Here is a 23884-nt window from a genome sequence, read left to right on the forward strand (position 1 = left end):
GTGGTGAAAGTGTGTGCACTTTAGCACACTCAGGTTGACCCTGTAACCGCTTTCACACCAAGACAGACAGATTCCCAGTTAGCTTATCGTCGCATGCCAGAAAAAAGTCTGTCGGATTCATTATGTCTTAATGATTTTCAGGCTATCCCAAATTTCATCAACGCGTTGTTTGGTTGCCTCGTCCATCACAATGGGCTCTCCCCACTCCCGATCGGTTTCACCCGGCCACTTGTTGGTGGCATCCATCCCCATTTTCGAGCCAAGGCCCGACACGGGTGATGCGAAGTCGAGGTAATCAATTGGCGTGTTCTCTATCATAGTGGTATCCCTGGCTGGATCCATGCGCGTGGTAATTGCCCAGATCACATCATTCCAGTCTCTGGCATTGACATCATCGTCACACACAATCACAAATTTGGTGTACATAAACTGGCGCAGGAACGACCACACCCCCAGCATCACGCGCTTGGCATGGCCTGGGTATTGTTTTTTCATAGTGACGACCGCCATTCGATACGAGCAGCCTTCTGGTGGCAGATAAAAATCGACAATTTCTGGAAATTGTTTTTGTAAAATCGGCACGAAGACTTCGTTGAGCGCAACCCCCAGGATGGCCGGTTCATCGGGTGGGCGGCCGGTGTAGGTGCTGTGGTATATGGGATCTTCGCGGTGTGTGATATGTGTCACTGTCATCACCGGGAAATCATCTACTTCATTGTAGTAGCCAGTATGGTCGCCATAAGGGCCTTCCGGCGCGGTTTCACCCGGCTGAATGTAGCCTTCCAGGATAATTTCAGCGGTGGCCGGGACATGTAGGTCATTGGAAATAGACTTGACTACTTCGGTTTTACTGCCGCGTAACAGGCCTGCAAAGGCGTATTCGCTCAAGGTGTCGGGGACCGGGGTAACGGCACCCAGAATAGTGGCAGGATCAGCACCCAGGGCAACAGACACAGGATATGGTTCTCCCGGATTTTGCTGGCACCACTCCTGGAAATCCAGTGCGCCGCCTCGGTGGGAGAGCCAGCGCATAATAATCTTGTTTTTTCCGATCAGCTGTTGGCGGTAAATGCCCAGGTTCTGGCGCTTTTTATGCGGTCCACGGGTGATGGTTAGCCCCCAGGTGATAAGTGGTGCTGCATCACCAGGCCAGCAATGCTGGATAGGGAGGCGGGTGAGATCGACCTCATCGCCACTCATTACTACTTGCTGACATGGGGCTTTTTTGAGCTCCTTCGTCGGCATATTCAGTACTTGCTTAAAGACCGGTATTTGCCCAAGAGCTTCTTTGATCCCCTTAGGTGGTTCAGGTTCTTTTAGAAATGCCAACAGCTTACCGACTTCGCGTAATTCACTGACGTCATCCTGGCCCATGCCCATTGCAACACGTTTGGGGGTGCCAAATAGATTAGCCAGTACTGGCATATCAAAGCCAATGGGGTTTTCAAACAGGATAGCCGGTCCACCGGCCCGTAATGTACGGTCGGCAATTTCAGTCATCTCCAGTTTTGTGGAGATGGGCTGGCTGACCCGTACCAGTTCGCCCTGCTTTTCCAGCAGAGCAATAAATTCTCTCAAATCTTTATATTTCATCATTAATTTGGGCTGCACAGACTTTATGGCGCTAGTATAACAAGTCGCCAGATGTAGAACAGAGATTTACGACTGGTTTGCCGGTTTGGTTTACTGGCAGGGGGAACTTAGGTGAAAAAGGGCATACTGTGGGTGTATCAAAGTTCTATTAGCGACTATTATGCTAACAGAGGAAATAATTGATTCGGCGCAATAGTCTGAACTGGGTATATATCTTTGCTTTTGGCTTTCAGTTATAGTCAGTTGCATTGCGCAGTATTTGTTTGGAGGCGGCTTGAAGATAACAACCATAATAGCCAGCTCATGTATTGCCATTCTGGCCTTGTTTTGCTCCGCTGCGAGTAGTTCAACCGTGCAGCCATTTTTGCCTGCGAGTGCGTTTGAGCAGCATAGTGCTGTGATGTTACTCATTGAGCCAAAAACCGGCAACATCGTTCAGGCGAATGAGGCCGCGGCGCGCTTTTATGGCTACTCTCAGGCCCGGCTGGAAACCATGCAGATCCAGCAGATCAATCAGTTTACACCCCAGCAGGTTGAGCAGGAGAGAATGTCTGCGCTCAGCGAAGGGCGCAATTATTTTATCTTTCAGCATCAGCTGGCCAGCCAGGAAATCAGAACCGTGAGTGTGTATTCTGCCCCGTTTAGCAATGAACAGGGTCAGCCACTGTTGTTGTCGGTGATCCAGGATATCAGTGCACAACGCAGTCTGGAGCGCGACTTATGGCATTACCAGTCTAACCTTGAGCAGCAAGTCGCCCTGCAAACTGCTGAGTTGAAAGAGGCGAATACGGTGCAGTTGATCTTGCTCGGCAGCGTGATTGCGATTCTTGGTGGTTCTATTTTAGTGCTGGTGTTATTTACCTTGCGTTTACGCCGCGCCAAACGCCGCACCGAACTACAGAAAAACCGCTTCAGTGCTATTTTTAATGCCATTGGTGATTATCTCATCTATACCAATTCGAGTAATGTGGTGGCCTCGGCCAATCAGGCTGCCCGGCGAGATTTAGGCAGCATTCAGGGGCGCCCAATGGCGCTTATTATGGAGGACTGTCGCTGCCTGGATAACCTGGGTGCTGAGCCTGTGGAATGTCAGGTTACGCTGGCGGGTAAACGGCGCGATGTTGAGATTAGTAAAACTCCAGTGCTGGATAATTCGGGCACGGAGACTGGATCAATTTATTTGATCCAGGACATCAGCAAGCGCCTTGCGGGCGAAAAAGAACAGCGCCTGGCCAGCACGGTATTTGCGACAACCAGTGAAGGGGTATTGGTGTCGAATCGTGACAATCAGATCCAGATGGTGAATCAGGCTTTCACCGACATCACTGGCTTCTCGGCTGCAGAGGTACTGGGTAACACACCATCGATATTCAATTCAGGCCGGCACGATGCGGCCTATTTTGCTCAGTTGTATGATGCGCTAACCTCGCGTGGACACTGGGAAGGTGAGATTTGGAATAAACGTAAAAATGGTGAGGTTTATCCAAGCTGGTTGCAGGTGTCAGCGGTGTTTGATGCCGCGGGCGAAATCGATATGTATGTGGCATTGTTTAATGATATTACGTCACGTAAGCGCAATGAACAGCTGATGTGGCAGCAAGCCAACTTTGACAATCTTACCGGGCTGGCAAATCGTCACCATTATCACACTAAGTTTGATTTGGCGCTGGCACAAGCGAAACAAAAGCAAACTCGTCTGGCGGTGTGCTTTATCGATCTGGACCGCTTTAAAGCTGTGAATGATACGCTGGGACACCATATTGGCGACCAATTATTGATTGAAGCGGCCAACCGGATCCGAGAGTGTACCCGTAACTCGGATACCGTTGCGCGATTAGGTGGTGATGAATTTGCGCTGCTGTTGCCCGATATGGCGAAGATCAGTGACATGGAAAAACTGGCGACCAAGGTACTGCATGCGTTGAGTGAGCCGTTTTTTCTGGAAGGCCATGAAGCGTTTGTGTCTGGCAGTATGGGGATCACCTTCTATCCCGATGATGGCGCAGATCGCAAAGTGTTGCTCAGGAATGCCGACAGCGCCATGTATAAAGCAAAAGAGCATGGTCGTAATTGTTTTCAGTTCTTCACCTCTGCGATGCATGAGCATGCAAAAGCACGCAGTGCGCTGGAAGGGGCGTTACACCGCGCGCTGACAAATCGTGAGCTCTACCTGGCGTACCAGCCGATTGTCGGGCAAAAGCGACTGGGTTGTGAAGCCTTATTGCGATGGCACAATCCGCAGCTGGGATTGGTGTCGCCTGCTGACTTTATCCCTATCTGCGAGGAGCTGGGATTGATCATCACTATCGGTGAATGGGTGCTTTATCAGGCTTGTGCGCAGGCGAAGTCCTGGATCACACAAACGGGTCAGCCCTTGTTTGTTTCCGTGAATGTGTCGAGTACGCAGTTTAAGCGACAGGACATCGCCAGTCTGGTTGCTAAGGTACTCAAAGAAACCGGGTTAGCGGCCGATGCGCTGACATTGGAGATCACTGAAACCGTATTGGCGGACAACTCGGGCCATATTCAGCGTCAGCTGGAGACCTTGCGTGCAATGGGGGTTGGTCTGGCTATTGATGACTTCGGGACGGGTTATTCATCATTGAGCTATCTCAAACGTTTCCCGCTGTCAAAACTGAAAATTGATCGCGCATTTATTCGAGACTTGCCTGAGGACGAGGAAGACCGAGCCCTGGTGAGTGCCATTATATCCATGGCCGGACAGCTTAACCTGACGGTGATTGCCGAGGGGGTTGAAACCCCGGCCCAGCTGGCGTTTTTACAGTCGCTCGGATGTGATTACACACAAGGCTTCCTGCATGCGAAACCCGCTGATGCGGCACAATTTGAAGCTTTTATTCATCGCTATGCAGAGCAGCCTGACGGAGAGGCTAAGCAGGTAACAGTGGCGCGCTAGCTAGTCACAGGCTTTGTTACCAGGACACAGCTCGCTGAGCAGTGTTTGTGCTTTGGGGTTGCCTTTTGTCGCGGCCTGACGCAGTAATTCGATTGCCCGCTTAGGATCTGCCTCTCCCCCTTCGCCACCAAGTAGCATGGTTGCGAGATTATACTGCCCCCAGTGATCATCCTGTTGCGCTGAAAGAGCAAAGGCCTCGCGTGCCTGCTGCAGTTCACCCATTTGATAGTGCGCTATGCCGCGTTGGTTGTCGGGCGAGAGCCGGTGTTTGGCTGTTGGTGTATGCAGGCGCGGTATCACTCTGGGCTTGACTATCCCACCCATGACATAAATGTCATTGGGGCGGTGGATGGCGTAGATCGCACCTTGCTCAAAATAGTGTGCCAGTTCAGTGCGGGGCCATTGCAGTGGCGTGGCATCAAAATAATTGTCCAGCATCAGGTTATCTAACTGAATTGCTCGTTTTACATCTCGTTTGCGACCATAAGTATATCGCCCTTGTTTGACGGTGATAATGTTGTCGGTCGTCGCCACAACCTGAGTGATCCGATATTGGGCCTGGTAGACTCGTTGCGTATCAAAGCGACCTAAATCAACCAAAATCAGGTCATCTGTTTTGGGCTCGAGTAACAGCCGCTGAAACTGCGCTGTTTGCTGAGCATGCTGGAGCCAAAAATACCCGATAACGCTCAGTACAGTCGCAACCAGCAATGCATTTTTGAAGCGGATGAGAAAGCGGGTGATCAGGTCATGGGATGTAAACAGGCCTGCGGTGAGTTTATCCATGGGCATTCCTTGATTGGGATGAGGCACCGCCCAACTCAGTCCGGTGCCTGTGCGGAAATCACTTACTGAACAATGCCGGCATTATTTGCCTTGCATCGATGTTTTGCCATTAGCAGCCATTAAAGCAAAGACAGCATAGGCTGCGGTATTTTGCTTGAGTTTTTCCGGATCCACTTTATCCAGCGTATCGTCGGCTGTGTGATGATAATCAAAATAGTCTGTACCATCCTGGTGCAGGTCGAAAATGGGCGCTGATGTCATGTTATTTAACGGTATCAAGTCCGGACCGCCACGCGCGCGATTAGCGCCAATATAGGTAATGCCGAGCGGCTTAAGCTGTTCCGCAATAGCACGTACCAGTGGCAGAGACGCTGCATTCACTTTTGACTCGAACGCATACACTACGTCAGCACCAAAGTCTGACTCAGCGGCGGCTACAATCTGCGCCAGTTTGTCTTCATGGCGTTTAAAGTAGGCTTTCGCTCCCCACAATCCAAGCTCTTCCGCGGCAAACAGGACTACCCGAATACTGCGCTTGGGGCGAGTGACTGACGCAATGTGTTTGGCCGCAGCCATGGTCAGCGTCATACCAGCGCCGTCGTCCAATGCGCCGGTCCCAAGATCCCAAGAGTCGTGATGGCTGCCAAGCAGCACATATTGATCAGGAAACTCTGAACCGGTGATTTCGCCGATCACGTTAAAACTGGTTCCTTCGCCCAGATCTTCGGTCTGAATATTGATCTCAACCTGAGGCGTGTGGCCATGCTTGAGCAGACGCGCGATTTGGTCGGCGTCCGGATTCGCAATGGCGGTTGCGGGTATTTTGGTAACTTGCTCATCGTAGTGACTGCCGCCGGTGTGGGCAAAGCGATGATGGGCAGTACTGACGGAACGCATCATGTAAGCGATAGCCCCTTTTTTCGCCGCTTCTACAGCCCCCTTATTGCGTGCCTGAACCGCCGGGCCGTAGCCATTACCATCGATGTCCCGATTCATTCGGTAGTTGATGAAGGCAATTTTACCTTTCAGGCTGCCAACCGGTGCGGCTTTGAGTTCATCAAAAGTTTCAAACAGCACGACTTCACCACGTAACCCTTGTTGTGGGGTGCTGATACTGTTACCCAGCGCCGTGATATGCAGGGGCTGCTCACTGGGCGCGATTAGTTTTGCCGATTCATGATAGCGTCGCCACTCAGGGAAGGTCGCGGCTTCCAGCCAGACTTTATCAAAGCCCAGGCGCTTAAACTGTTTCTCCGCCCAGGCCACGGTTAATTTATCGTTTTCTGTGCCGGGCAGGCGTGGGCCAATTTCTGTGGTGAGTGATTCCAGTAACTGCCAGCTTAAGTCGCTCTGACTTGCCAGCGTGCGCACTTTGGCGACGTCTTCGAGTTGTTTTTGTGTGAATTCATCAGCCTGACCCACAAAGCTGGCGGTTAACGCACAAAGTGGCAATAGCCAATGTCTGGCGGCGCTGGTTAGCCTGCCAAAAGGCGCAAAGCGTATTATCTGATCCATAGTAACCCTTGGTAATTTACATCGACGGAGATTGTCGCAACAATTGTTGTTAAATTAAACTGTTTCGGGGTGAATGGGCGTTTTTGCTTACTGAAGTGACGGCGCTATGGGGGATTTGCTAAACTTGGCGGATTGAATTCATCCGAGGTAATAGTGTGACTCAGTCGTTTAATCAAGTGTCGTTGACCCGGCACCTTCAAAGTGGTTTACAGCAAGCCGGTTTTACTACCATGACGCCCATTCAGGCGCAGGCATTGCCCGCCATTATTGCCCGCCAGGATGTGATTGCGCAGGCAAAAACCGGGTCGGGGAAAACACTGGCATTTAGCCTTGGCCTGCTGAATAAATTGGTGGTCGAAGAGCAGGTGATCCAGAGTTTAGTACTGGCGCCGACTCGAGAGCTGGCGCAGCAGGTAGCTACTGAGATCCGCAAGCTGGCGCGTAGTATGCAAAATATCAAAGTACTGACCGTGTGTGGTGGTGAGCCTATCGGGCCCCAGATCAGCTCATTGGAGCATGGTGCGCACGTGGTGGTTGGCACCCCAGGGCGGATTGAAGAACATTTGTACAAAGGAACACTCGACCTGACCCAAGTGCAGACCTGGGTGTTGGATGAAGCCGATCAGATGTTGGCCATGGGGTTTGTCGAAGCGCTGGAAAATATCGCGATATACCTGCCGCCAGAGCGCCAGACCTTGATGTTTAGTGCCACTTATCAGAAAGACATTGAAGCGCTGACACAGCAGTTTATGCGTGAACCTGTGATGGTGAAAGGAGAAGAAGAGACTCTCAACAGGCAGATTAAGCAGCAGTTTTTTGCACTCAAAAATAACAAGCTGAGATTGAATACTTTGCGGCTGTTGCTCCAGCATTACAAACCCGTCAGTTGCATTGCCTTTTGTAACACCAAAGTGGAAACGAAAAAGCTGTACAGTGAGCTGAAGAGTAGTGGTGTCAACGTCGTGACCTTACATGGCGACCTGGATCAAGCTGAGCGGGTCCGTGCACTGATCCGCTTTGCCAATAAAAGTGCATCGGTATTGGTTGCCACGGATGTCGCTGCCCGGGGCCTGGATATTGAAGACGTTGATATGGTGATCAACTACCATATGGCGCTGGATCCGCAAACTCATGTACACCGGGTAGGTCGAACCGGGCGGGGTGGCAAAAAAGGCCTTGCGTGCTCCTTGTACGGTGAAAACGAGGCGTTTAAAGTCGCTAAATTGGGCGAAATTTATGAGCATACCTTTGAGCCAGCGACTCCTCCGCCACTGAGCCTGCTCGACAAACCTGTGTTTAAGCCTCCTATGGTGACTTTGCAGGTTGATGGCGGTAAAAAAGATAAACTTCGTGCGGGTGATATTGTCGGTTGTCTGACTTCTGAGCAGGGGGTAGGTGCAAGTCTGATCGGTAATATCGATGTGTTGGATCATCAGGCATTTGTCGCGGTAGCCAGAGAAGGGGTCAAGCCTGCGCTGAGGAAGTTACAGGAGAGCAAGCTAAAGGGGCGTAAATTTAAAGCCAAGCGAATGAGCCTGTAGGGTTATCAATGCACATTAAGCGAAGGGAAATCTGTCGATAATAGGGTTAAAAATCGCTAATTTAGCCGAGCTAAATCGCTAAATAATTGCTGTGTTATCGCGAAGATTTTTCCGTTTTATGTGAGTTGCTTGAGTTTTCTACTTTCGCATAGTGTTTGAGTTGCTCGTATTCGTGCTGAAGCTGTTGAAACTCGGAGTTGTTACCTTGTTGATCCGGGTGGGCTGCAAATGCCAGTGTGCGCCAGCGCTTACTGAGTTGGCGCCGGCAATATGGAGTCGGCAGCTGCCATTTTTTAATTAACTCGGCGTGTTGTTGCGGTGCCAGTTGCGGTAATTTGAGGTAGCGTTGCCAGAACTGATCGAGTAACGCAATCACGTCGTCCTTGCTGGTATCATAATTGCGCCAATCTAAATAATAATCTCTGAGCGGATCCTGTGTTTGCAAAGCTGATTTGGCAGGTTGCTCAGTCAGGCGGATATCCATGGCCTCTACCTGAAGGTGGTAACCTTGTTCCGCACCCTCGTGCTGTAGCTGATACAGTGCGTTCATCAACAAAAAGTTACGTTTAAAAAGGTCCTTGTCCGGATCATTATCTAGTTTCGGCAATCCGATTTCAGCATCCAGCGCGGCGGCCAATCGATGCAATTGGGTTGCGCGTTCACGGGTGATTATTCTAAAAGTGGCATCAAGGAGGGGGTTCAACATTGTTCCGCCTGTAAACATAGTGTATCTTCTTTGTTCAATTCTTATTTTTTAACACGTCTATTGCAAGTAATACGGGGCAGACAGGGATGATTAAGGGGTTTAAGTGGGCTGTGGCCACTGTGTTACTGGTGGGGATCTGGTCGGCGCAAGGCCGTGCTGAGTCTACTGCCAAACCTGCGATTACATCACAAATTGAGGCCTTATCAGACCTGTCCAGCTGGCAGGAGCAGGTACTCAGTGCCGAACGATTGCTACAGGTCACTGAATTAAGTCCGCAGCAACGTGCGGCGACCCTTAAGACCATAGGTAAAATTGCACTCGAAAGCATGCGCTATGAGATGGCGATCCGTTATTTTGAGCAACTGGAATCTTTTAGTCGTGATGAGCGTTTGTCTGACAGTTTGTATCATGCACTTAAGATGCAGGGGATCAGTGCGTTTTATCAGGGAGATTACGCTGCATCTGTGGTCGATTATCAGCAGGCACTCGCAGTTGCTGAACAAAGAGATAACCCGATTGAGCGCGCAGACATCCACAATAATCTGGGCATGTCATTTATTCAGATCCATGATTTAGAAGCCTCACTGGAACAGTATCTGGCAGCATATATGCTGTATGAACAGCATGGAAATGAGCAGGATAGGGCTGATATGCTGCTGAATCTTGCCGGAGTTTATATTCGTCAGTTTCGCTACGATAAAGCAGAAGAGTTACTCAAGCGTGCCAGGACGTTATTTGAGCGGCTTGAAGATCATTATGGTGTGGCTTTAGTACAGGGTAATCTGGGGGTCATTTACACCGAATCAAATCGTCCTGAACTAGCCCGTGGTGCGGTTAAAGCTGCTGTTGATTACTACCACAGTATCAATGATACGCGTCATCTGGCATTTGAATATGTCAATATGGCGAAACTGAGCCTGCTGGTCCGTGATTACACGACAGCAGAGCAGGAGGTCAATTTTGCCATGTATTACGCTGAAAAAGCCGACAATCAGGCTGGCGTAATGCATGCCTTACATCCGATGGCCAGGTTGCAGCTGATGCGCAATGATATCGCCGGTGCAAAAGCCAGCATTGATCAAGGGTTAATGCTGACTCGCAAACTGGGAGATAGGCTCAGGGAACGTGAGTTTTTACACTTGCTGGCGCTGGTTCAGGCGGCAACAGGCAAGATGCAGTCTGCGGCTGAAACGCTCGATTACTATCGGGACTTGCAATTCTCGTTGCTCAATGAGGGGCTTATTACACGTCTTAATAAGTACCAGAGTAAGTTTGAAGAAAGTCAGTTAAGCCAGGAGCTTGCTAAAATGAAGCAAGCGCAGGAGCTACAGCAACTGCAAGATGAACAACGTAATCAACTATTGTGGATGAGTGGGCTGATCTTATGTCTGGCGCTGATCTCCGTGTTTGCTTTTTATCATCGCGCGACCGAGCGACGGGCAAAAATTGAGCTTAGTAAAAAAGTGGCACAGCGAACGGCACAGTTGCAGCAAAGCGCCGATGAGCTGCGTAATGCAAACCAGGTAAAAAGTCAGTTTTTAGCCAACATCAGCCATGAAATTCGCACCCCGCTGACTGCAATTTTGGGCCATGCCGAAAGCTTGCAGCAGGATTACACGCACGACGCCCATCTTATGTCGTCATTGGCCGTTGTGACGCGACAGGGCAATCATCTCAAAGACCTCATTAGCGATGTACTGGACCTGAGCAAAATAGAGGCGCAGCGACTGGAGCTGGAGTACACCGAATTTACTATTGAGAATTTATTGGCAGATGTCTGCGATATGTTTCAGCGTCCTTGTATGGAAAAGTCACTTGCCTTGTTAGTCGAAAATGAGTTGCCTGTCCCCTATTTGGTTCGGCTTGACTATGTGCGCCTGAAACAGATCTTAATAAACTTACTCAGCAATGCGGTTAAGTTTACGCAGCATGGGCAGGTAGAGCTGATTATTCGGCAATATGAAGATGGTCTCACCTTTCTTGTCCGGGACAGTGGCATTGGCATGTCACCGTCGCAGGTTGCCAGGATTTTTGAGTGTTTCCAGCAAGGAGATAACAGTATTACGCGTCGGTTTGGCGGCTCCGGATTAGGGCTTAGCCTGTCACAGCATTTGGCTAAGATGATGGGTGGTGAGATTTCGGTACATAGTGAAGTCGAGAAAGGGAGCCAGTTTAAGTTGGTTGTCCCTTGTGCCCGGCTGAGTCACACCAATGGAATAGAGTGCCTTAATGAGGCGCAGCCCGCCCTCAATCAGGAACCAGGTACACGCTTGTCCGGCACGGTATTGCTGGCGGAAGATCATGATGATAACCGTGCTTTGATCGTTCGTTTACTGGAAAAAATGGGCCTGGAAGTGGATGCCGTCAGTAACGGAAGGCAAGCTGTAGAACGCTGTCTCAGTGCTTATCCTGATGTAGTGTTGATGGACATTCAGATGCCAGAAATGGATGGCCTTGAAGCATTGCAACTATTGCGTCAGGCTGGCTTTGAGGGTGAGGTCTATGCACTGACGGCAAACGTGATGGAGCATGAAATTAAAGGTTACCTGGCTCAGGGGTTCAGTGGTCATCTCAGTAAACCGATCAACAGTGATGTGCTATATCAAACGCTTGCTCAGTCCTTGCAGCGCACCAATGCGGCTCAGGCACTGGACTTGTCGATAGACATGAGCGATCTCAAACAGAGTTTTGCACAGACCCTGGAACAGGAAAGGTATAAGCTGATCGATTTATGGCAAGAGCAGGATTGGCAGGCATTACAGCATCACTGCCATAAATTAAACGGGGCGGCGAGTATGTTCGAGTTTGTGCATATTGCAGATATTGCCTCACAGTTTGAAGCGGCGTTAAAGCAAGAGCAAACTGCCCTTTATCAGGATTTGTTTCTGATCCTGTGTGATGAACTCAAAGTGTGCAGTTACTCAGAACAGCTCGATGTCTCCTAATTTACTGTGTTCTTCAGCTTGGGGGCTGTGGGGCTTATTGGAGACTGCGTTAGTATCAACATTGCTGTTATAGCGACTGGTGTCGGTCCTGTGAGACATGTCAGGATGTGGTCGCTCTGCGGTAAACATAGATAACTTTTCATGAATACATGCGGCCAGGTTGATCAGATCACTGCTCGATACAGCCTGAATTTTTGACGCGGACAGCGCATCTGAATTGAGTTCAACCATAGACTCAATGCTGGATTGCGCTTCATCAGAGACGGTTTTCTGTTGGCTCACCTGGTCATGGATGCTGTGCGACATAGCATTAATATCAATCATAGCCCGTTCAATCTGATCGACCTCTTTCGTTGAGGCTTCTGACAAACTAACCGTTTTATCGGTTTCTTCCAGTGCGGTTAACATCAGAGCATGTGCACTGTCTGTACCTGCCTGGATCTTGTTGACCATGTTGCGTACTTCTTGCGTCGATTGGCTGGTGCGAGCTGCAAGGCTGCGCACTTCGTCGGCTACTACGGCAAACCCTCGACCTTGTTCACCCGCTCTTGCGGCCTCAATAGCGGCATTCAGTGCTAACAAGTTGGTTTGATCTGCAATGGCATTAATCACATCAATGACGGAGCTAATGGCATCGCTGTCTGTTTTTAGTATCGCTATTTGTTCGCTGGTCGCCTGAATATTGCTTGCCAGCGTCATCAGGCTTTGTTGGCTTTTGTCAGTATCCACTCGGGTTTTTTTGACTGCCTGCGTGGCATTTTCAACGGAGCTGTAGATTTTCTCCAGGCTGTCATCCAGCTCTCTTGAAACTGTCAACATATGGTTGATGGCTGTGGCTAGGTCTTCTCCATGTGCATGTTGAATGGTGGCTTTTTGTGTCATGGAGGCATAGGTATCACGTAGGCTATCGGCCATGGGGGTCAGTCGCGATGAAGAGGCATAGACTTCTCCAATAATGTGTTCCATCATCGCCATACTGGCGTTTATCGCTAGGCAAGCTTTGGGGAGTGATTTGTCTTTTTCGTCAAAGCGAAAAGTCAGGTCAATCGTGTCCTGGTGATGAAGCGCACTGACAAAACTTTGCAGGTAGGCGCCCTTTTCTTGCTTCTTGTCTACCCAGAGTGTGATCACAACAGATGAAATCAGCATCATGACAATCAGTGAGGCGGTGGCTATTAGAGGTAGGGAGAATATGGCTGCACAGACCAGCACGGCAGCTATGTTCACCGCAGTCACGGCCATGGCACTGGCTACTAAACGCATTGAAGTGTTCTTCCTTATCAGGCTTACTAAATAACACGTGTCGTAATGCAATTGCAGGCCCTGGTTGTGAGCCGTGCGGTCGGGAGAGGAGCCTTTCCCTGACATACAAACATGTGTCTTTGTACACTTCCTAATATATAGAACACCAATCAGAGAGTTCCAAGCTATGACGCCATAAAAAAAGCCTGCATAAGCAGGCTTTTTCTGAAGTGGAGGGTTATTTTCGCTTCATCGAGTCAAAGAACTCGTTGTTGGTTTTGCACATTGAAAGCTTATCGATCAGGAACTCCATTGCATCGATTTCGCTCATTTCATGAACAATTTTGCGTAAAATCCACATCTTTTGCAGCTCATCTGGCTTAGTGAGTAGCTCTTCACGACGGGTACCTGAGCGGTTAAAGTCGATCGCCGGGAAGACACGCTTTTCAGCGATCTTACGGTTTAAGTGCAATTCCATGTTACCGGTGCCCTTAAACTCTTCGTAAATGACTTCATCCATCTTAGAGCCTGTATCAATCAGGGCAGTAGCGATAATAGTCAGACTGCCACCTTCTTCTACATTACGTGCAGCACCGAAAAAGCGCTTCGGCTTGTGCAGTGCGTTGGCATCAACACCACCTGTCAGGACTTTACCTGAAGATGGGATGACTGTGTTGTAGGCACGTGCAAGACGGGTGATTGAGTCCAACAGAATGATGACGTCTTTCTTGTGCTCGACTAAACGTTTCGCCTTTTCAATGACCATTTCTGCAACCTGTACGTGGCGGCTTGCTGGTTCATCGAAGGTTGAGGCGACTACTTCACCCTGCACCAGGCGCTGCATCTCTGTTACTTCTTCCGGACGCTCGTCAATCAGTAGTACCATGAGCGTTGCGTCTGGGTTGTTGTAAGAAATAGACTGCGCAATATTCTGTAGCAGCATGGTTTTACCAGCTTTAGGTGGTGCAACTATCAATGCACGCTGACCTTTACCGATAGGAGAAGCCAGGTCCAGAACTCGGGCAGTGATGTCTTCTGTACTGCCGTTACCGCGTTCCATCACCATACGCTCGTTGGCGTGAATAGGCGTCAAGTTTTCGAACAAAATTTTCGTTCTGGAGTTTTCCGGCTTATCAAAGTTAACTTCATTCACTTTCAACAGTGCGAAGTAGCGCTCACCATCTTTAGGTGGGCGGATCAGACCGCTGATACTGTCACCGGTACGTAGGCTAAAGCGTCTGATCTGGCTGGGCGAAACATAAATGTCATCCGGGCCTGCCAGGTAGGAGGCTTCCGATGAGCGTAAAAAGCCGAAGCCATCCTGAAGAATTTCCAGCACGCCGCCACCATAAATGTTTTCGCCGCTTTTCGCGTGCGCTTTCAAGATGGCGAAGATGATGTCTTGTTTTCTCAGACGGGCGACGTTTTCGAGTCCCATAGACTCGGCAAGTTTTACAAGCTCATTGATTGACTTGTCTTTCAGTTCGCGTAAATGCATATTGGTGGGTTCTTTATTTAAAAGTTGTTCTCTCGTGGTACGAGGGATTGAATTGAAATTGCTTAAGGTTAGTGGCTCTATAAGTTAGCAGCTAGGGGAGCAGTCGTCCAGTCTTTATACAAATTTAATCAGGTAGTGCTAACACAGCACTACCTGTTACATTCAGACTGTGACTTATCAGCGACCAGCTTACGCTGATGCTGGTAATAAGTGTTCAGTTAGATGTTGTTCTCAAGGAACTCGATCAGTTGTGTTTTAGACAACGCACCAACTTTAGTGGCTGCAACGGCACCGTCTTTGAATAGCAGCAGAGTTGGGATACCACGGATACCAAATTTAGGTGGTGTTAGTGAGTTTTGATCGATGTTGAGCTTAGCTACAGTTGCGCGACCTTCGAACTCGTCTGCAATTTCGTCCAGGATAGGTGCAATCATTTTACATGGACCACACCATTCAGCCCAGAAATCTACCAGTACAGGGGTATCCGACTTAAGCACGTCTGCTTCGAAGCTGTCATCAGTTAATTGAATAATTTTGTCGCTCATTGCGCTCTCCGTTAGAATTAGGTCAATTATTTAATGCGTATTTAAACACTCTTGTTTCTTATTGCAAGTTTAAACGTTATGCTTAATCGCTATGACTAAGACACATTTGACCAATAAAAAATTTATCGACTTTGCTTTAGCGCCGGAAGTGGTCGCCGGTTTGACAGCGAGTGGCTTCGAATACTGTACGCCAATCCAAGCAAAGTGCATGCCCTACATTAGTGAGGGCAGAGACATTGCCGGTCAGGCTCAGACAGGTACAGGTAAAACGCTGGCGTTTTTAACTGCGACTTGTCACAGGCTGATGCAAAGCCAATCTGACGCTCAGGTTGCCGGTCAGCCACGGGCATTGATTATGGCACCGACACGAGAGCTTGCGATCCAAATCCACAAAGACGCACAAATCATGGCGCCGGCGTGTGGGTTAAAGCTTGGTTTAGTATATGGTGGCGAAGAATACGAAAAACAACGGTCACAACTAGAAAAAGGGGTGGATATCCTCATTGGTACGACCGGACGCCTGATCGATTTCTATAAACAAGGTGCCTATAACCTTAATAATATTGAAGTTGTTGTACTAGATGAAGCAGACCGAATGTTTGATTTGGGCTTTATCAAAGATATTCGTTATATGTTTAATCGCATGCCGGATACACAACAACGTCTGAATCTGCTGTTTTCTGCAACTCTGTCTTATCGTGTTCAGGAGCTAGCTTTTGAACATATGCACAATCCGATTCATGTACAAATTGAACCGGATGTTAAAACAGGCAAACGGATCAAAGAAGAGTTGTTCCATCCCTCGCAAGAGGACAAAATTCCTTTACTCCTTACCTTGATTGAGGAAGAGTGGCCAGACAAGGCGATTGTATTTGCCAATACAAAGCACAGTTGTGAAAACGTGTATGAGTGGCTGAAAAATGATGGGCATCGGGTTGGGTTGTTAACCGGTGACGTTAATCAGAAGAAGCGTTTGTCGATTTTGTCTAAATTCACTAAGGGCGAATTAGACCTGCTGGTTGCAACGGATGTTGCCGCGCGAGGTTTGCATATTCCTGAGGTGAGTCATGTACTCAATTTTGATTTGCCAGACGACTGTGAAGATTATGTGCATCGCATTGGCCGTACTGGCCGAGCAGGCGCGTCAGGGCATGCAATAAGTTTTGCCTGTGAGCAATATGCATATAACTTACATGAGATTGAAGAATACATTGACCATGCAATTCCGGTTTCACACTACGATAAGTCAGCTCTGCTCGACGATATTAAAGCGCCAGCCAGACAACAAAGGCGCAGAAATACGTCCGGTCAGCGCGGTAATCGCAGCGGTAATAACCGTCGACAAGGTAGTTACCAAAAATCGCGCCCGCGCAATTAATTGGGCGTTTTGGTAGAGGTAGATAGAGGTTAGTAAGCGTGGTTCAGAGATCTCCACATGAAAATGTGTATGCGGTGATTGATTTAGGATCAAACAGCTTCCATATGTTGATCGCAAAACATATGGCCGGTGGCGTGCATACAATTGGTCGGGTCAAACGTAAAGTAAGGCTGGCAGCAGGCCTGGATGAGCAAAATTTGCTGAGTGAAGAAGCGATGCAGCGAGGGTGGGAATGTTTATCCTTGTTCGCTGAACGACTTCAGGATATCCCGGCTAACAATATACGTATTGTGGCCACCGCAACCTTGCGCCTGGCAACCAACGCTGATGTCTTTAAGAATAAAGCCGAGCAAATTCTGGGTCACTCTATTTCTATTATTAGTGGGGAAGAAGAGGCCCGGTCTATATACAAGGGCGTCGCACATACCTCAGCCTGCCAGGGTCGACAGCTTGTTGTTGATATCGGTGGCGCGAGCACCGAAATTGTCATTGGTCAGGGCTTTGAAGCACAGCTGTACCATAGCCTGAATATGGGATGTGTCACCTATTTAGAGCGCTATTTTTCAGATGGTACACTGAGCGAGGCCAATTTCTCTGCTGCAACGGCTGCAGCACACGAGGTTGTTGCTCCTTATGCTGCTCAATATAAGTCGTCTGGCTGGGAGCTTGCCATTGGCGCATCTGGAACAGTCCAGGCGATTCAGGAAATTTTTGCGGCGCTGGGCCTGGATGAGATGCTGACGCTGGATAAGCTTCAGGCAATTCGTGCGCAAGCCATTCAGTTTGAAAATATAGAGCAGCTTGAGTTGCCCGGCCTGAGTGAAGAACGCCGTTTGGTGTTTGTTTCTGGGTTGGCAATTTTAATTGCGCTATTTAAAGCATTAAAGATTGAACGAATGGGCCTTGCAGGCGGTGCACTGCGTGAAGGTATTCTATACAGTATGATTGATCAGTTGAACCAGGCTGATATTCGTAAACGCACACTCGATGGCTTTATGTCCCGGTATCATGTTGATGCCGGACAAGCGGCTCGTGTGTTTGATATATGCAAAATTTTTCTACAGCAATTGAAAGCACCAATGCAGTTTGATTTTCAAAGCGCCTGTAGTTTATTGAGTGCCGCTGCATCTATGCACGAGATTGGTCTGGTAATTGACTATAAGTCTTATCATCTGCACAGTGCGTACATTTTAAAACATACTGGTATGCCGGGATATTCCCGAGTACAAAAGCAGATGGTGGTAACTTTAGTAGGTAACCACCGACTCGACGTAGAAGAAGATACCTTTCTTCAGTTTGGTCATCATCAGGGATTCATTGAGTTACTTGTCAGGATCTTCCGGGTTGCGGTTATCTTATCTATGCGCCGTCAGGATGATGTCCTGCCAGATCTATACATCACAGCGACTGAACCTGAAACGCTTACCCTGACTTTGCCTGATGAGTGGTTGCACGAGCACCCTTTGATGCGCAGCGAATTAGAGTTAGAAGCTGGGTATCAGGAAAAAGCCGGTTGGATATTGAAAATTGAGCGCGATTAAGCGCTCTTTTTGTACAAAAAAGGCCTAAAAAAGCGCGTTTTGTTTGAATCTTGTTCGAACGCGCTGTTTTTCTCACTTTTCTTCAAAAAAAGGGTTGCGCTGGGTTTCGATTTCCCTATAATTCGCATCCACCGACACGGGGCACAACGCTGAAAAGCAATGAGCCAACGAGTTGGGAGTCAAATAAAACTTGATTCTGAAATTTCTCAAAATTAAGTGTTGACATAAAATGGGAAGTGATTAGAATGCACAACCCTCAGCGCTAACAGCGCGGCGACATTAAGTCGCACCGGGTAACCGGATTATGTTCTTTAAAAATATGAAGCAATCATCTGTGTGGGCACTCGTACAGATTGAGTTCTAACAGCGAAATTCAGTTTACTGAATGACGCACAAAAATTTAGAGTCTCAACTGAACTGAGTGACTAACATAGTCAATTCGTTTTGATTTTACTTTTTTAAAAGTAGAAACAGACAAAATCAGAATTCATTGAGCACGAATCTTCGGATTCAAAAAACTTTTAATTGAAGAGTTTGATCATGGCTCAGATTGAACGCTGGCGGCAGGCCTAACACATGCAAGTCGAGCGGTAACATTTCTAGCTTGCTAGAAGATGACGAGCGGCGGACGGGTGAGTAATGCTTGGGAACATGCCTTGAGGTGGGGGACAACCATTGGAAACGATGGCTAATACCGCATAATGTCTACGGACCAAAGGGGGCTTCGGCTCTCGCCTTTAGATTGGCCCAAGTGGGATTAGCTAGTTGGTGAGGTAACGGCTCACCAAGGCGACGATCCCTAGCTGGTTTGAGAGGATGATCAGCCACACTGGAACTGAGACACGGTCCAGACTCCTACGGGAGGCAGCAGTGGGGAATATTGCACAATGGGCGCAAGCCTGATGCAGCCATGCCGCGTGTGTGAAGAAGGCCTTCGGGTTGTAAAGCACTTTCAGTCAGGAGGAAAGGTTAGTAGTTAATACCTGCTAGCTGTGACGTTACTGACAGAAGAAGCACCGGCTAACTCCGTGCCAGCAGCCGCGGTAATACGGAGGGTGCGAGCGTTAATCGGAATTACTGGGCGTAAAGCGTACGCAGGCGGTTTGTTAAGCGAGATGTGAAAGCCCCGGGCTTAACCTGGGAACTGCATTTCGAACTGGCAAACTAGAGTGTGATAGAGGGTGGTAGAATTTCAGGTGTAGCGGTGAAATGCGTAGAGATCTGAAGGAATACCGATGGCGAAGGCAGCCACCTGGGTCAACACTGACGCTCATGTACGAAAGCGTGGGGAGCAAACAGGATTAGATACCCTGGTAGTCCACGCCGTAAACGATGTCTACTAGGAGCTGGGGTCTTCGGACAACTTTTCCAAAGCTAACGCATTAAGTAGACCGCCTGGGGAGTACGGCCGCAAGGTTAAAACTCAAATGAATTGACGGGGGCCCGCACAAGCGGTGGAGCATGTGGTTTAATTCGATGCAACGCGAAGAACCTTACCTACACTTGACATACAGAGAACTTACCAGAGATGGTTTGGTGCCTTCGGGAACTCTGATACAGGTGCTGCATGGCTGTCGTCAGCTCGTGTTGTGAGATGTTGGGTTAAGTCCCGCAACGAGCGCAACCCTTATCCTTAGTTGCCAGCGATTCGGTCGGGAACTCTAAGGAGACTGCCGGTGATAAACCGGAGGAAGGTGGGGACGACGTCAAGTCATCATGGCCCTTACGTGTAGGGCTACACACGTGCTACAATGGCATATACAGAGTGCTGCGAACTAGCGATAGTAAGCGAATCACTTAAAGTATGTCGTAGTCCGGATTGGAGTCTGCAACTCGACTCCATGAAGTCGGAATCGCTAGTAATCGCGGATCAGAATGCCGCGGTGAATACGTTCCCGGGCCTTGTACACACCGCCCGTCACACCATGGGAGTGGGTTGCTCCAGAAGTGGATAGCTTAACCTTCGGGAGGGCGTTCACCACGGAGTGATTCATGACTGGGGTGAAGTCGTAACAAGGTAGCCCTAGGGGAACCTGGGGCTGGATCACCTCCTTATCGACTTAGAACTGATTTGTTCGAAGTGTCCACACAGATGATTGTTGATTAGAATTAGAGAACACAAACATTGTTTGGGTCTGTAGCTCAGCTGGTTAGAGCGCACGCCTGATAAGCGTGAGGTCGGTAGTTCAAGTCTACTCAGACCCACCACTTCTTCCCGATGCTGCGTTATTAAGCTCGTCGTTTAGAAAACACTAAACGTCCTCACTTAATGCCTGGCCTCGAAAAGAAGCTCGGTTCAAAGCAATGTTATTCCTAGTAATGTGGGGCTATAGCTCAGCTGGGAGAGCGCCTGCCTTGCACGCAGGAGGTCAGCAGTTCGATCCTGCTTAGCTCCACCACTTTACTACTCCTTCTCATAGATAAGCACTCTTAAGACAGTTACTTAAAATAAGAAACTGAGAGTTTTTAACTCTGAGAAGCAATTCTCTTGCTCTTTAAAAATTTGGAAAGCTGATATTAAATTCTCGGAATGACAATGAAAATTGTTGTTCTATAGAGTTTTCGAAAGAAAAATGCCGATTAATCATTTAGTTGATTAATTAGCGTCTACTTTAGTATTACTTAACTTCTGGCGAAGTTAAAACTGTCTTTAGCAGTACAATTCAAAACTATTTTGGGTTGTATGGTTAAGTGACTAAGCGTACACGGTGGATGCCTTGGCAGTTGGAGGCGATGAAGGACGTACTAACTTGCGATAAGCCTAGTTGAGCCAGTAAGAGGCACTTGAGACTAGGATTTCCGAATGGGGAAACCCGGCCCTTTGGGTCATCATGCAGTGAATACATAGCTGTATGAAGCGAACGCGGAGAACTGAAACATCTAAGTACCCGTAGGAAAAGAAATCAACCGAGATTCCGAAAGTAGCGGCGAGCGAAATCGGATTAGCCCTTAAGCTTTAATGTAGTTAGTGGAACATTCTGGAAAGTATGACGATACAGGGTGACAGTCCCGTACACGACAACTTATTTAAAGTGAAATCGAGTAGGTCGGAGCACGTGAAACTTTGACTGAATATGGGGGGACCATCCTCCAAGGCTAAATACTCCCAACTGACCGATAGTGAACCAGTACCGTGAGGGAAAGGCGAAAAGAACCCCTGTGAGGGGAGTGAAATAGAACCTGAAACCGTGTACGTACAAGCAGTAGGAGCCCCTCGAGGGTGACTGCGTACCTTTTGTATAATGGGTCAGCGACTTATATTCTGTAGCAAGGTTAACCATTTAGGGGAGCCGTAGCGAAAGCGAGTCTTAACTGGGCGCTTAAGTTGCAGGGTATAGACCCGAAACCCGGTGATCTAGCCATGGGCAGGTTGAAGGTCAGGTAACACTGACTGGAGGACCGAACCCACTAACGTTGAAAAGTTAGGGGATGACCTGTGGCTAGGAGTGAAAGGCTAATCAAACCGGGAGATAGCTGGTTCTCCCCGAAATCTATTTAGGTAGAGCCTCGGACGAATACTTACGGGGGTAGAGCACTGTTAAGGCTAGGGGGTCATCCCGACTTACCAACCCTTTGCAAACTCCGAATACCGTAAAGTACTATCCGGGAGACACACGGTGGGTGCTAACGTCCATCGTGGAGAGGGAAACAACCCAGACCGTCAGCTAAGGTCCCAAAGTGTATGTTAAGTGGGAAACGATGTGGGAAGGCTAAAACAGCTAGGAGGTTGGCTTAGAAGCAGCCATCCTTTAAAGAAAGCGTAATAGCTCACTAGTCGAGTCGGCCTGCGCGGAAGATGTAACGGGGCTAAACATACCACCGAAGCTACGGCTGCGAACTTAGTTCGCGGGGTAGGGGAGCGTTCTGTAAGTGGCTGAAGGTGTGCCGGGAGGCATGCTGGACATATCAGAAGTGCGAATGCTGACATGAGTAACGATAATGCGGGTGAAAAACCCGCACGCCGGAAGACCAAGGGTTCCTATCCCATGTTAATCAGGGTAGGGTGAGTCGACCCCTAAGGCGAGGCTGAAGAGCGTAGTCGATGGGAAACGGGTTAATATTCCCGTACTTGGTATAAATGCGATGGGGGGACGGAGCAGGCTAGGCAAGCATGGCGTTGGTTGTCCATGTGAAAGGCTGTAGGCTGGTGACTTAGGAAAATCCGGGTCGCTAAGGCTGAGAGTCGAGACGAGCCACTACGGTGGTGAAGTTGTTGATGCCCTACTTCCAGGAAAAGCCTCTAAGCTTCAGTTTATATCGAATCGTACCCTAAACCGACACAGGTGGTCAGGTAGAGAATACTAAGGCGCTTGAGAGAACTCGGGTGAAGGAACTAGGCAAAATTGTACCGTAACTTCGGGAGAAGGTACGCTCTTACTTGTGAAGACTTCGCGTCGTAAGCAGGCGAGAGCCGCAGTGACCAGGTGGCTGGGACTGTTTATTAAAAACACAGCACTGTGCAAAATCGTAAGATGACGTATACGGTGTGACACCTGCCCGGTGCCGGAAGGTTAATTGATGGGGTTAGCTTAGGCGAAGCTCTTGATCGAAGCCCCGGTAAACGGCGGCCGTAACTATAACGGTCCTAAGGTAGCGAAATTCCTTGTCGGGTAAGTTCCGACCTGCACGAATGGTGTAACCATGGCCACGCTGTCTCCACCCGAGACTCAGTGAAATTGAAATCGCAGTGAAGATGCTGTGTACCCGCGGCTAGACGGAAAGACCCCGTGAACCTTTACTACAGCTTGGCACTGAACATTGACCCTACATGTGTAGGATAGGTGGGAGGCTTTGAAGCGCAGTCGCTAGATTGCGTGGAGCCGTCCTTGAAATACCACCCTTGTAGTGTTGATGTTCTAACTTAGGCCCCTAATCGGGGTTGAGGACAGTGCCTGGTGGGTAGTTTGACTGGGGCGGTCTCCTCCCAAAGAGTAACGGAGGAGCACGAAGGTTGGCTAAGTACGGTCGGACATCGTACGGTTAGTGTAATGGTAGAAGCCAGCTTAACTGCGAGACAGACACGTCGAGCAGGTACGAAAGTAGGTCATAGTGATCCGGTGGTTCTGAATGGAAGGGCCATCGCTCAACGGATAAAAGGTACTCCGGGGATAACAGGCTGATACCGCCCAAGAGTTCATATCGACGGCGGTGTTTGGCACCTCGATGTCGGCTCATCACATCCTGGGGCTGAAGTCGGTCCCAAGGGTATGGCTGTTCGCCATTTAAAGTGGTACGCGAGCTGGGTTTAGAACGTCGTGAGACAGTTCGGTCCCTATCTGCCGTGGGCGTTTGAGAATTGAGAGGGGCTGCTCCTAGTACGAGAGGACCGGAGTGGACGAACCGCTGGTGTTCGGGTTGTCATGCCAATGGCATTGCCCGGTAGCTACGTTCGGAATCGATAACCGCTGAAAGCATCTAAGCGGGAAGCGAGCCTCGAGATGAGTTCTCACTTTGACTTTAAGTCAACTGAAGGGCCGTTGAAGACTACAACGTTGATAGGCGAGATGTGGAAGTGGTGTGAGCCATTGAGCTAACTCGTACTAATTACCCGTGAGGCTTAACCATACAACGCCAAAGTGGTTTTGTTCGTTAGAAGTTAAGAAATAAAGTAGACGATAAGAATTTAATACGCTTTTCCAGATTTTAGTGAGATGTTGATAAACATCTTGCGCAACAG

The 23884-nt window shown here is 48.9% G+C and carries 12 protein-coding genes, 2 tRNA genes and 2 rRNA genes; 9 read left to right on the plus strand and 7 right to left on the minus strand.

From position 1 onward, the window contains the following. Nucleotides 1-120 precede the first annotated feature (120 nt). A complete protein-coding gene (gene ubiD / locus CWC22_RS00605; protein WP_138538829.1) occupies nt 121-1593 on the minus strand; it encodes a 4-hydroxy-3-polyprenylbenzoate decarboxylase in 1473 nt (490 codons plus the stop codon). Between the two features lie 274 nt (nt 1594-1867). On the opposite strand from ubiD, the gene CWC22_RS00610 reads away from it, so the two are divergent. Next, nucleotides 1868-4510, plus strand: coding sequence for an EAL domain-containing protein (locus CWC22_RS00610; protein WP_138538800.1), 2643 nt, complete (start codon nt 1868-1870; stop codon nt 4508-4510). Here CWC22_RS00610 and CWC22_RS00615 read toward each other — a convergent pair whose 3' ends face one another. Next, a complete protein-coding gene (locus CWC22_RS00615) occupies nt 4511-5296 on the minus strand; it encodes a tetratricopeptide repeat protein (RefSeq protein ID WP_171045094.1) in 786 nt (261 codons plus the stop codon). A gap of 81 nt (nt 5297-5377) precedes the next feature. Continuing rightward, nucleotides 5378-6811, minus strand: a complete 1434-nt coding sequence (locus CWC22_RS00620; RefSeq protein ID WP_230090607.1) for a M28 family peptidase — start codon at nt 6809-6811, stop codon at nt 5378-5380. A gap of 155 nt (nt 6812-6966) precedes the next feature. On the opposite strand from CWC22_RS00620, the gene dbpA reads away from it, so the two are divergent. Next, the gene (gene dbpA / locus CWC22_RS00625) at nt 6967-8352 is read left to right on the plus strand and encodes an ATP-dependent RNA helicase DbpA (RefSeq protein WP_125564126.1); all 1386 of its coding nucleotides are present in this window, start codon (nt 6967-6969) and stop codon (nt 8350-8352) included. A 94-nt stretch (nt 8353-8446) separates the two neighbouring features. Here the strand turns inward: dbpA and CWC22_RS00630 are convergent, their stop codons facing one another. Next, nucleotides 8447-9058, minus strand: a complete 612-nt coding sequence (locus tag CWC22_RS00630) for a DNA-J related domain-containing protein (RefSeq protein ID WP_164517628.1) — start codon at nt 9056-9058, stop codon at nt 8447-8449. A gap of 86 nt (nt 9059-9144) precedes the next feature. On the opposite strand from CWC22_RS00630, the gene CWC22_RS00635 reads away from it, so the two are divergent. Further along, on the plus strand, nt 9145-12003 hold the full coding sequence (locus CWC22_RS00635; protein WP_125564123.1) for an ATP-binding protein: 2859 nt from the start codon (nt 9145-9147) through the stop codon (nt 12001-12003). Here CWC22_RS00635 and CWC22_RS00640 read toward each other — a convergent pair. From CWC22_RS00640 to trxA, 3 genes are all read right to left on the minus strand, one after another. Beyond that, the gene (locus tag CWC22_RS00640) at nt 11980-13266 is read right to left on the minus strand and encodes a methyl-accepting chemotaxis protein (RefSeq protein ID WP_138538798.1); all 1287 of its coding nucleotides are present in this window, start codon (nt 13264-13266) and stop codon (nt 11980-11982) included. The genes CWC22_RS00635 and CWC22_RS00640 overlap by 24 nt on opposite strands. A 217-nt stretch (nt 13267-13483) precedes the next feature. Further along, on the minus strand, nt 13484-14743 hold the full coding sequence (gene rho, locus CWC22_RS00645; RefSeq protein WP_010387091.1) for a transcription termination factor Rho: 1260 nt from the start codon (nt 14741-14743) through the stop codon (nt 13484-13486). A gap of 218 nt (nt 14744-14961) precedes the next feature. Beyond that, nucleotides 14962-15288 carry a thioredoxin TrxA gene (gene trxA / locus CWC22_RS00650; RefSeq protein WP_010387092.1) on the minus strand — a complete coding sequence of 109 codons (327 nt, stop codon included), beginning with the start codon at nt 15286-15288 and terminating at the stop codon, nt 14962-14964. A 91-nt stretch (nt 15289-15379) separates the two neighbouring features. Here trxA and rhlB point away from each other — a divergent pair, with 91 nt between their 5' ends. The 6 genes from rhlB (at nt 15380) to CWC22_RS00680 (ending at nt 23772) form a co-directional block, all read left to right on the plus strand. Continuing rightward, nucleotides 15380-16666 carry an ATP-dependent RNA helicase RhlB gene (gene rhlB / locus CWC22_RS00655; RefSeq protein ID WP_010387093.1) on the plus strand — a complete coding sequence of 429 codons (1287 nt, stop codon included), beginning with the start codon at nt 15380-15382 and terminating at the stop codon, nt 16664-16666. Between the two features lie 38 nt (nt 16667-16704). Next, nucleotides 16705-18207 (plus strand): guanosine-5'-triphosphate,3'-diphosphate diphosphatase, encoded by a 1503-nt coding sequence (gppA, locus tag CWC22_RS00660; RefSeq protein WP_138538797.1) that lies wholly within the window; start codon nt 16705-16707, stop codon nt 18205-18207. Between the two features lie 522 nt (nt 18208-18729). After that, nucleotides 18730-20262 (plus strand): 16S ribosomal RNA (locus CWC22_RS00665). 76 nt (nt 20263-20338) lie between these two features. Then, nucleotides 20339-20415: transfer RNA gene (locus CWC22_RS00670), tRNA-Ile, on the plus strand. Between the two features lie 115 nt (nt 20416-20530). Continuing rightward, a tRNA-Ala gene (locus tag CWC22_RS00675) sits at nt 20531-20606 on the plus strand. Between the two features lie 286 nt (nt 20607-20892). Continuing rightward, a 23S ribosomal RNA gene (locus CWC22_RS00680) occupies nt 20893-23772 on the plus strand. Together the 16S and 23S rRNA genes with 2 tRNA genes alongside form the textbook arrangement of a ribosomal RNA operon. The last annotated feature ends 112 nt before the right edge of the window (nt 23773-23884 follow it).

Source organism: Pseudoalteromonas rubra, assembly GCF_005886805.2.
Classification (GTDB): Bacteria; Pseudomonadota; Gammaproteobacteria; order Enterobacterales; family Alteromonadaceae; genus Pseudoalteromonas; species Pseudoalteromonas rubra_D.

Excerpts from the sequence above, each read along its gene's own strand:
- ubiD (WP_138538829.1), bottom strand. The coding sequence starts at position 1,593 with ATGAAATATAAAGATTTGAGAGAATTTATTGCTCTGCTGGAAAAGCAG.
- CWC22_RS00615 (WP_171045094.1), bottom strand. The coding sequence starts at position 5,296 with ATGGATAAACTCACCGCAGGCCTGTTTACATCCCATGACCTGATCACC.
- CWC22_RS00620 (WP_230090607.1), bottom strand. The coding sequence starts at position 6,811 with ATGGATCAGATAATACGCTTTGCGCCTTTTGGCAGGCTAACCAGCGCC.
- CWC22_RS00630 (WP_164517628.1), bottom strand. The coding sequence starts at position 9,058 with ATGTTGAACCCCCTCCTTGATGCCACTTTTAGAATAATCACCCGTGAA.
- CWC22_RS00635 (WP_125564123.1), top strand. The coding sequence starts at position 9,145 with ATGATTAAGGGGTTTAAGTGGGCTGTGGCCACTGTGTTACTGGTGGGG.
- CWC22_RS00640 (WP_138538798.1), bottom strand. The coding sequence starts at position 13,266 with ATGCGTTTAGTAGCCAGTGCCATGGCCGTGACTGCGGTGAACATAGCT.
- rho (WP_010387091.1), bottom strand. The coding sequence starts at position 14,743 with ATGCATTTACGCGAACTGAAAGACAAGTCAATCAATGAGCTTGTAAAA.
- trxA (WP_010387092.1), bottom strand. The coding sequence starts at position 15,288 with ATGAGCGACAAAATTATTCAATTAACTGATGACAGCTTCGAAGCAGAC.
- rhlB (WP_010387093.1), top strand. The coding sequence starts at position 15,380 with ATGACTAAGACACATTTGACCAATAAAAAATTTATCGACTTTGCTTTA.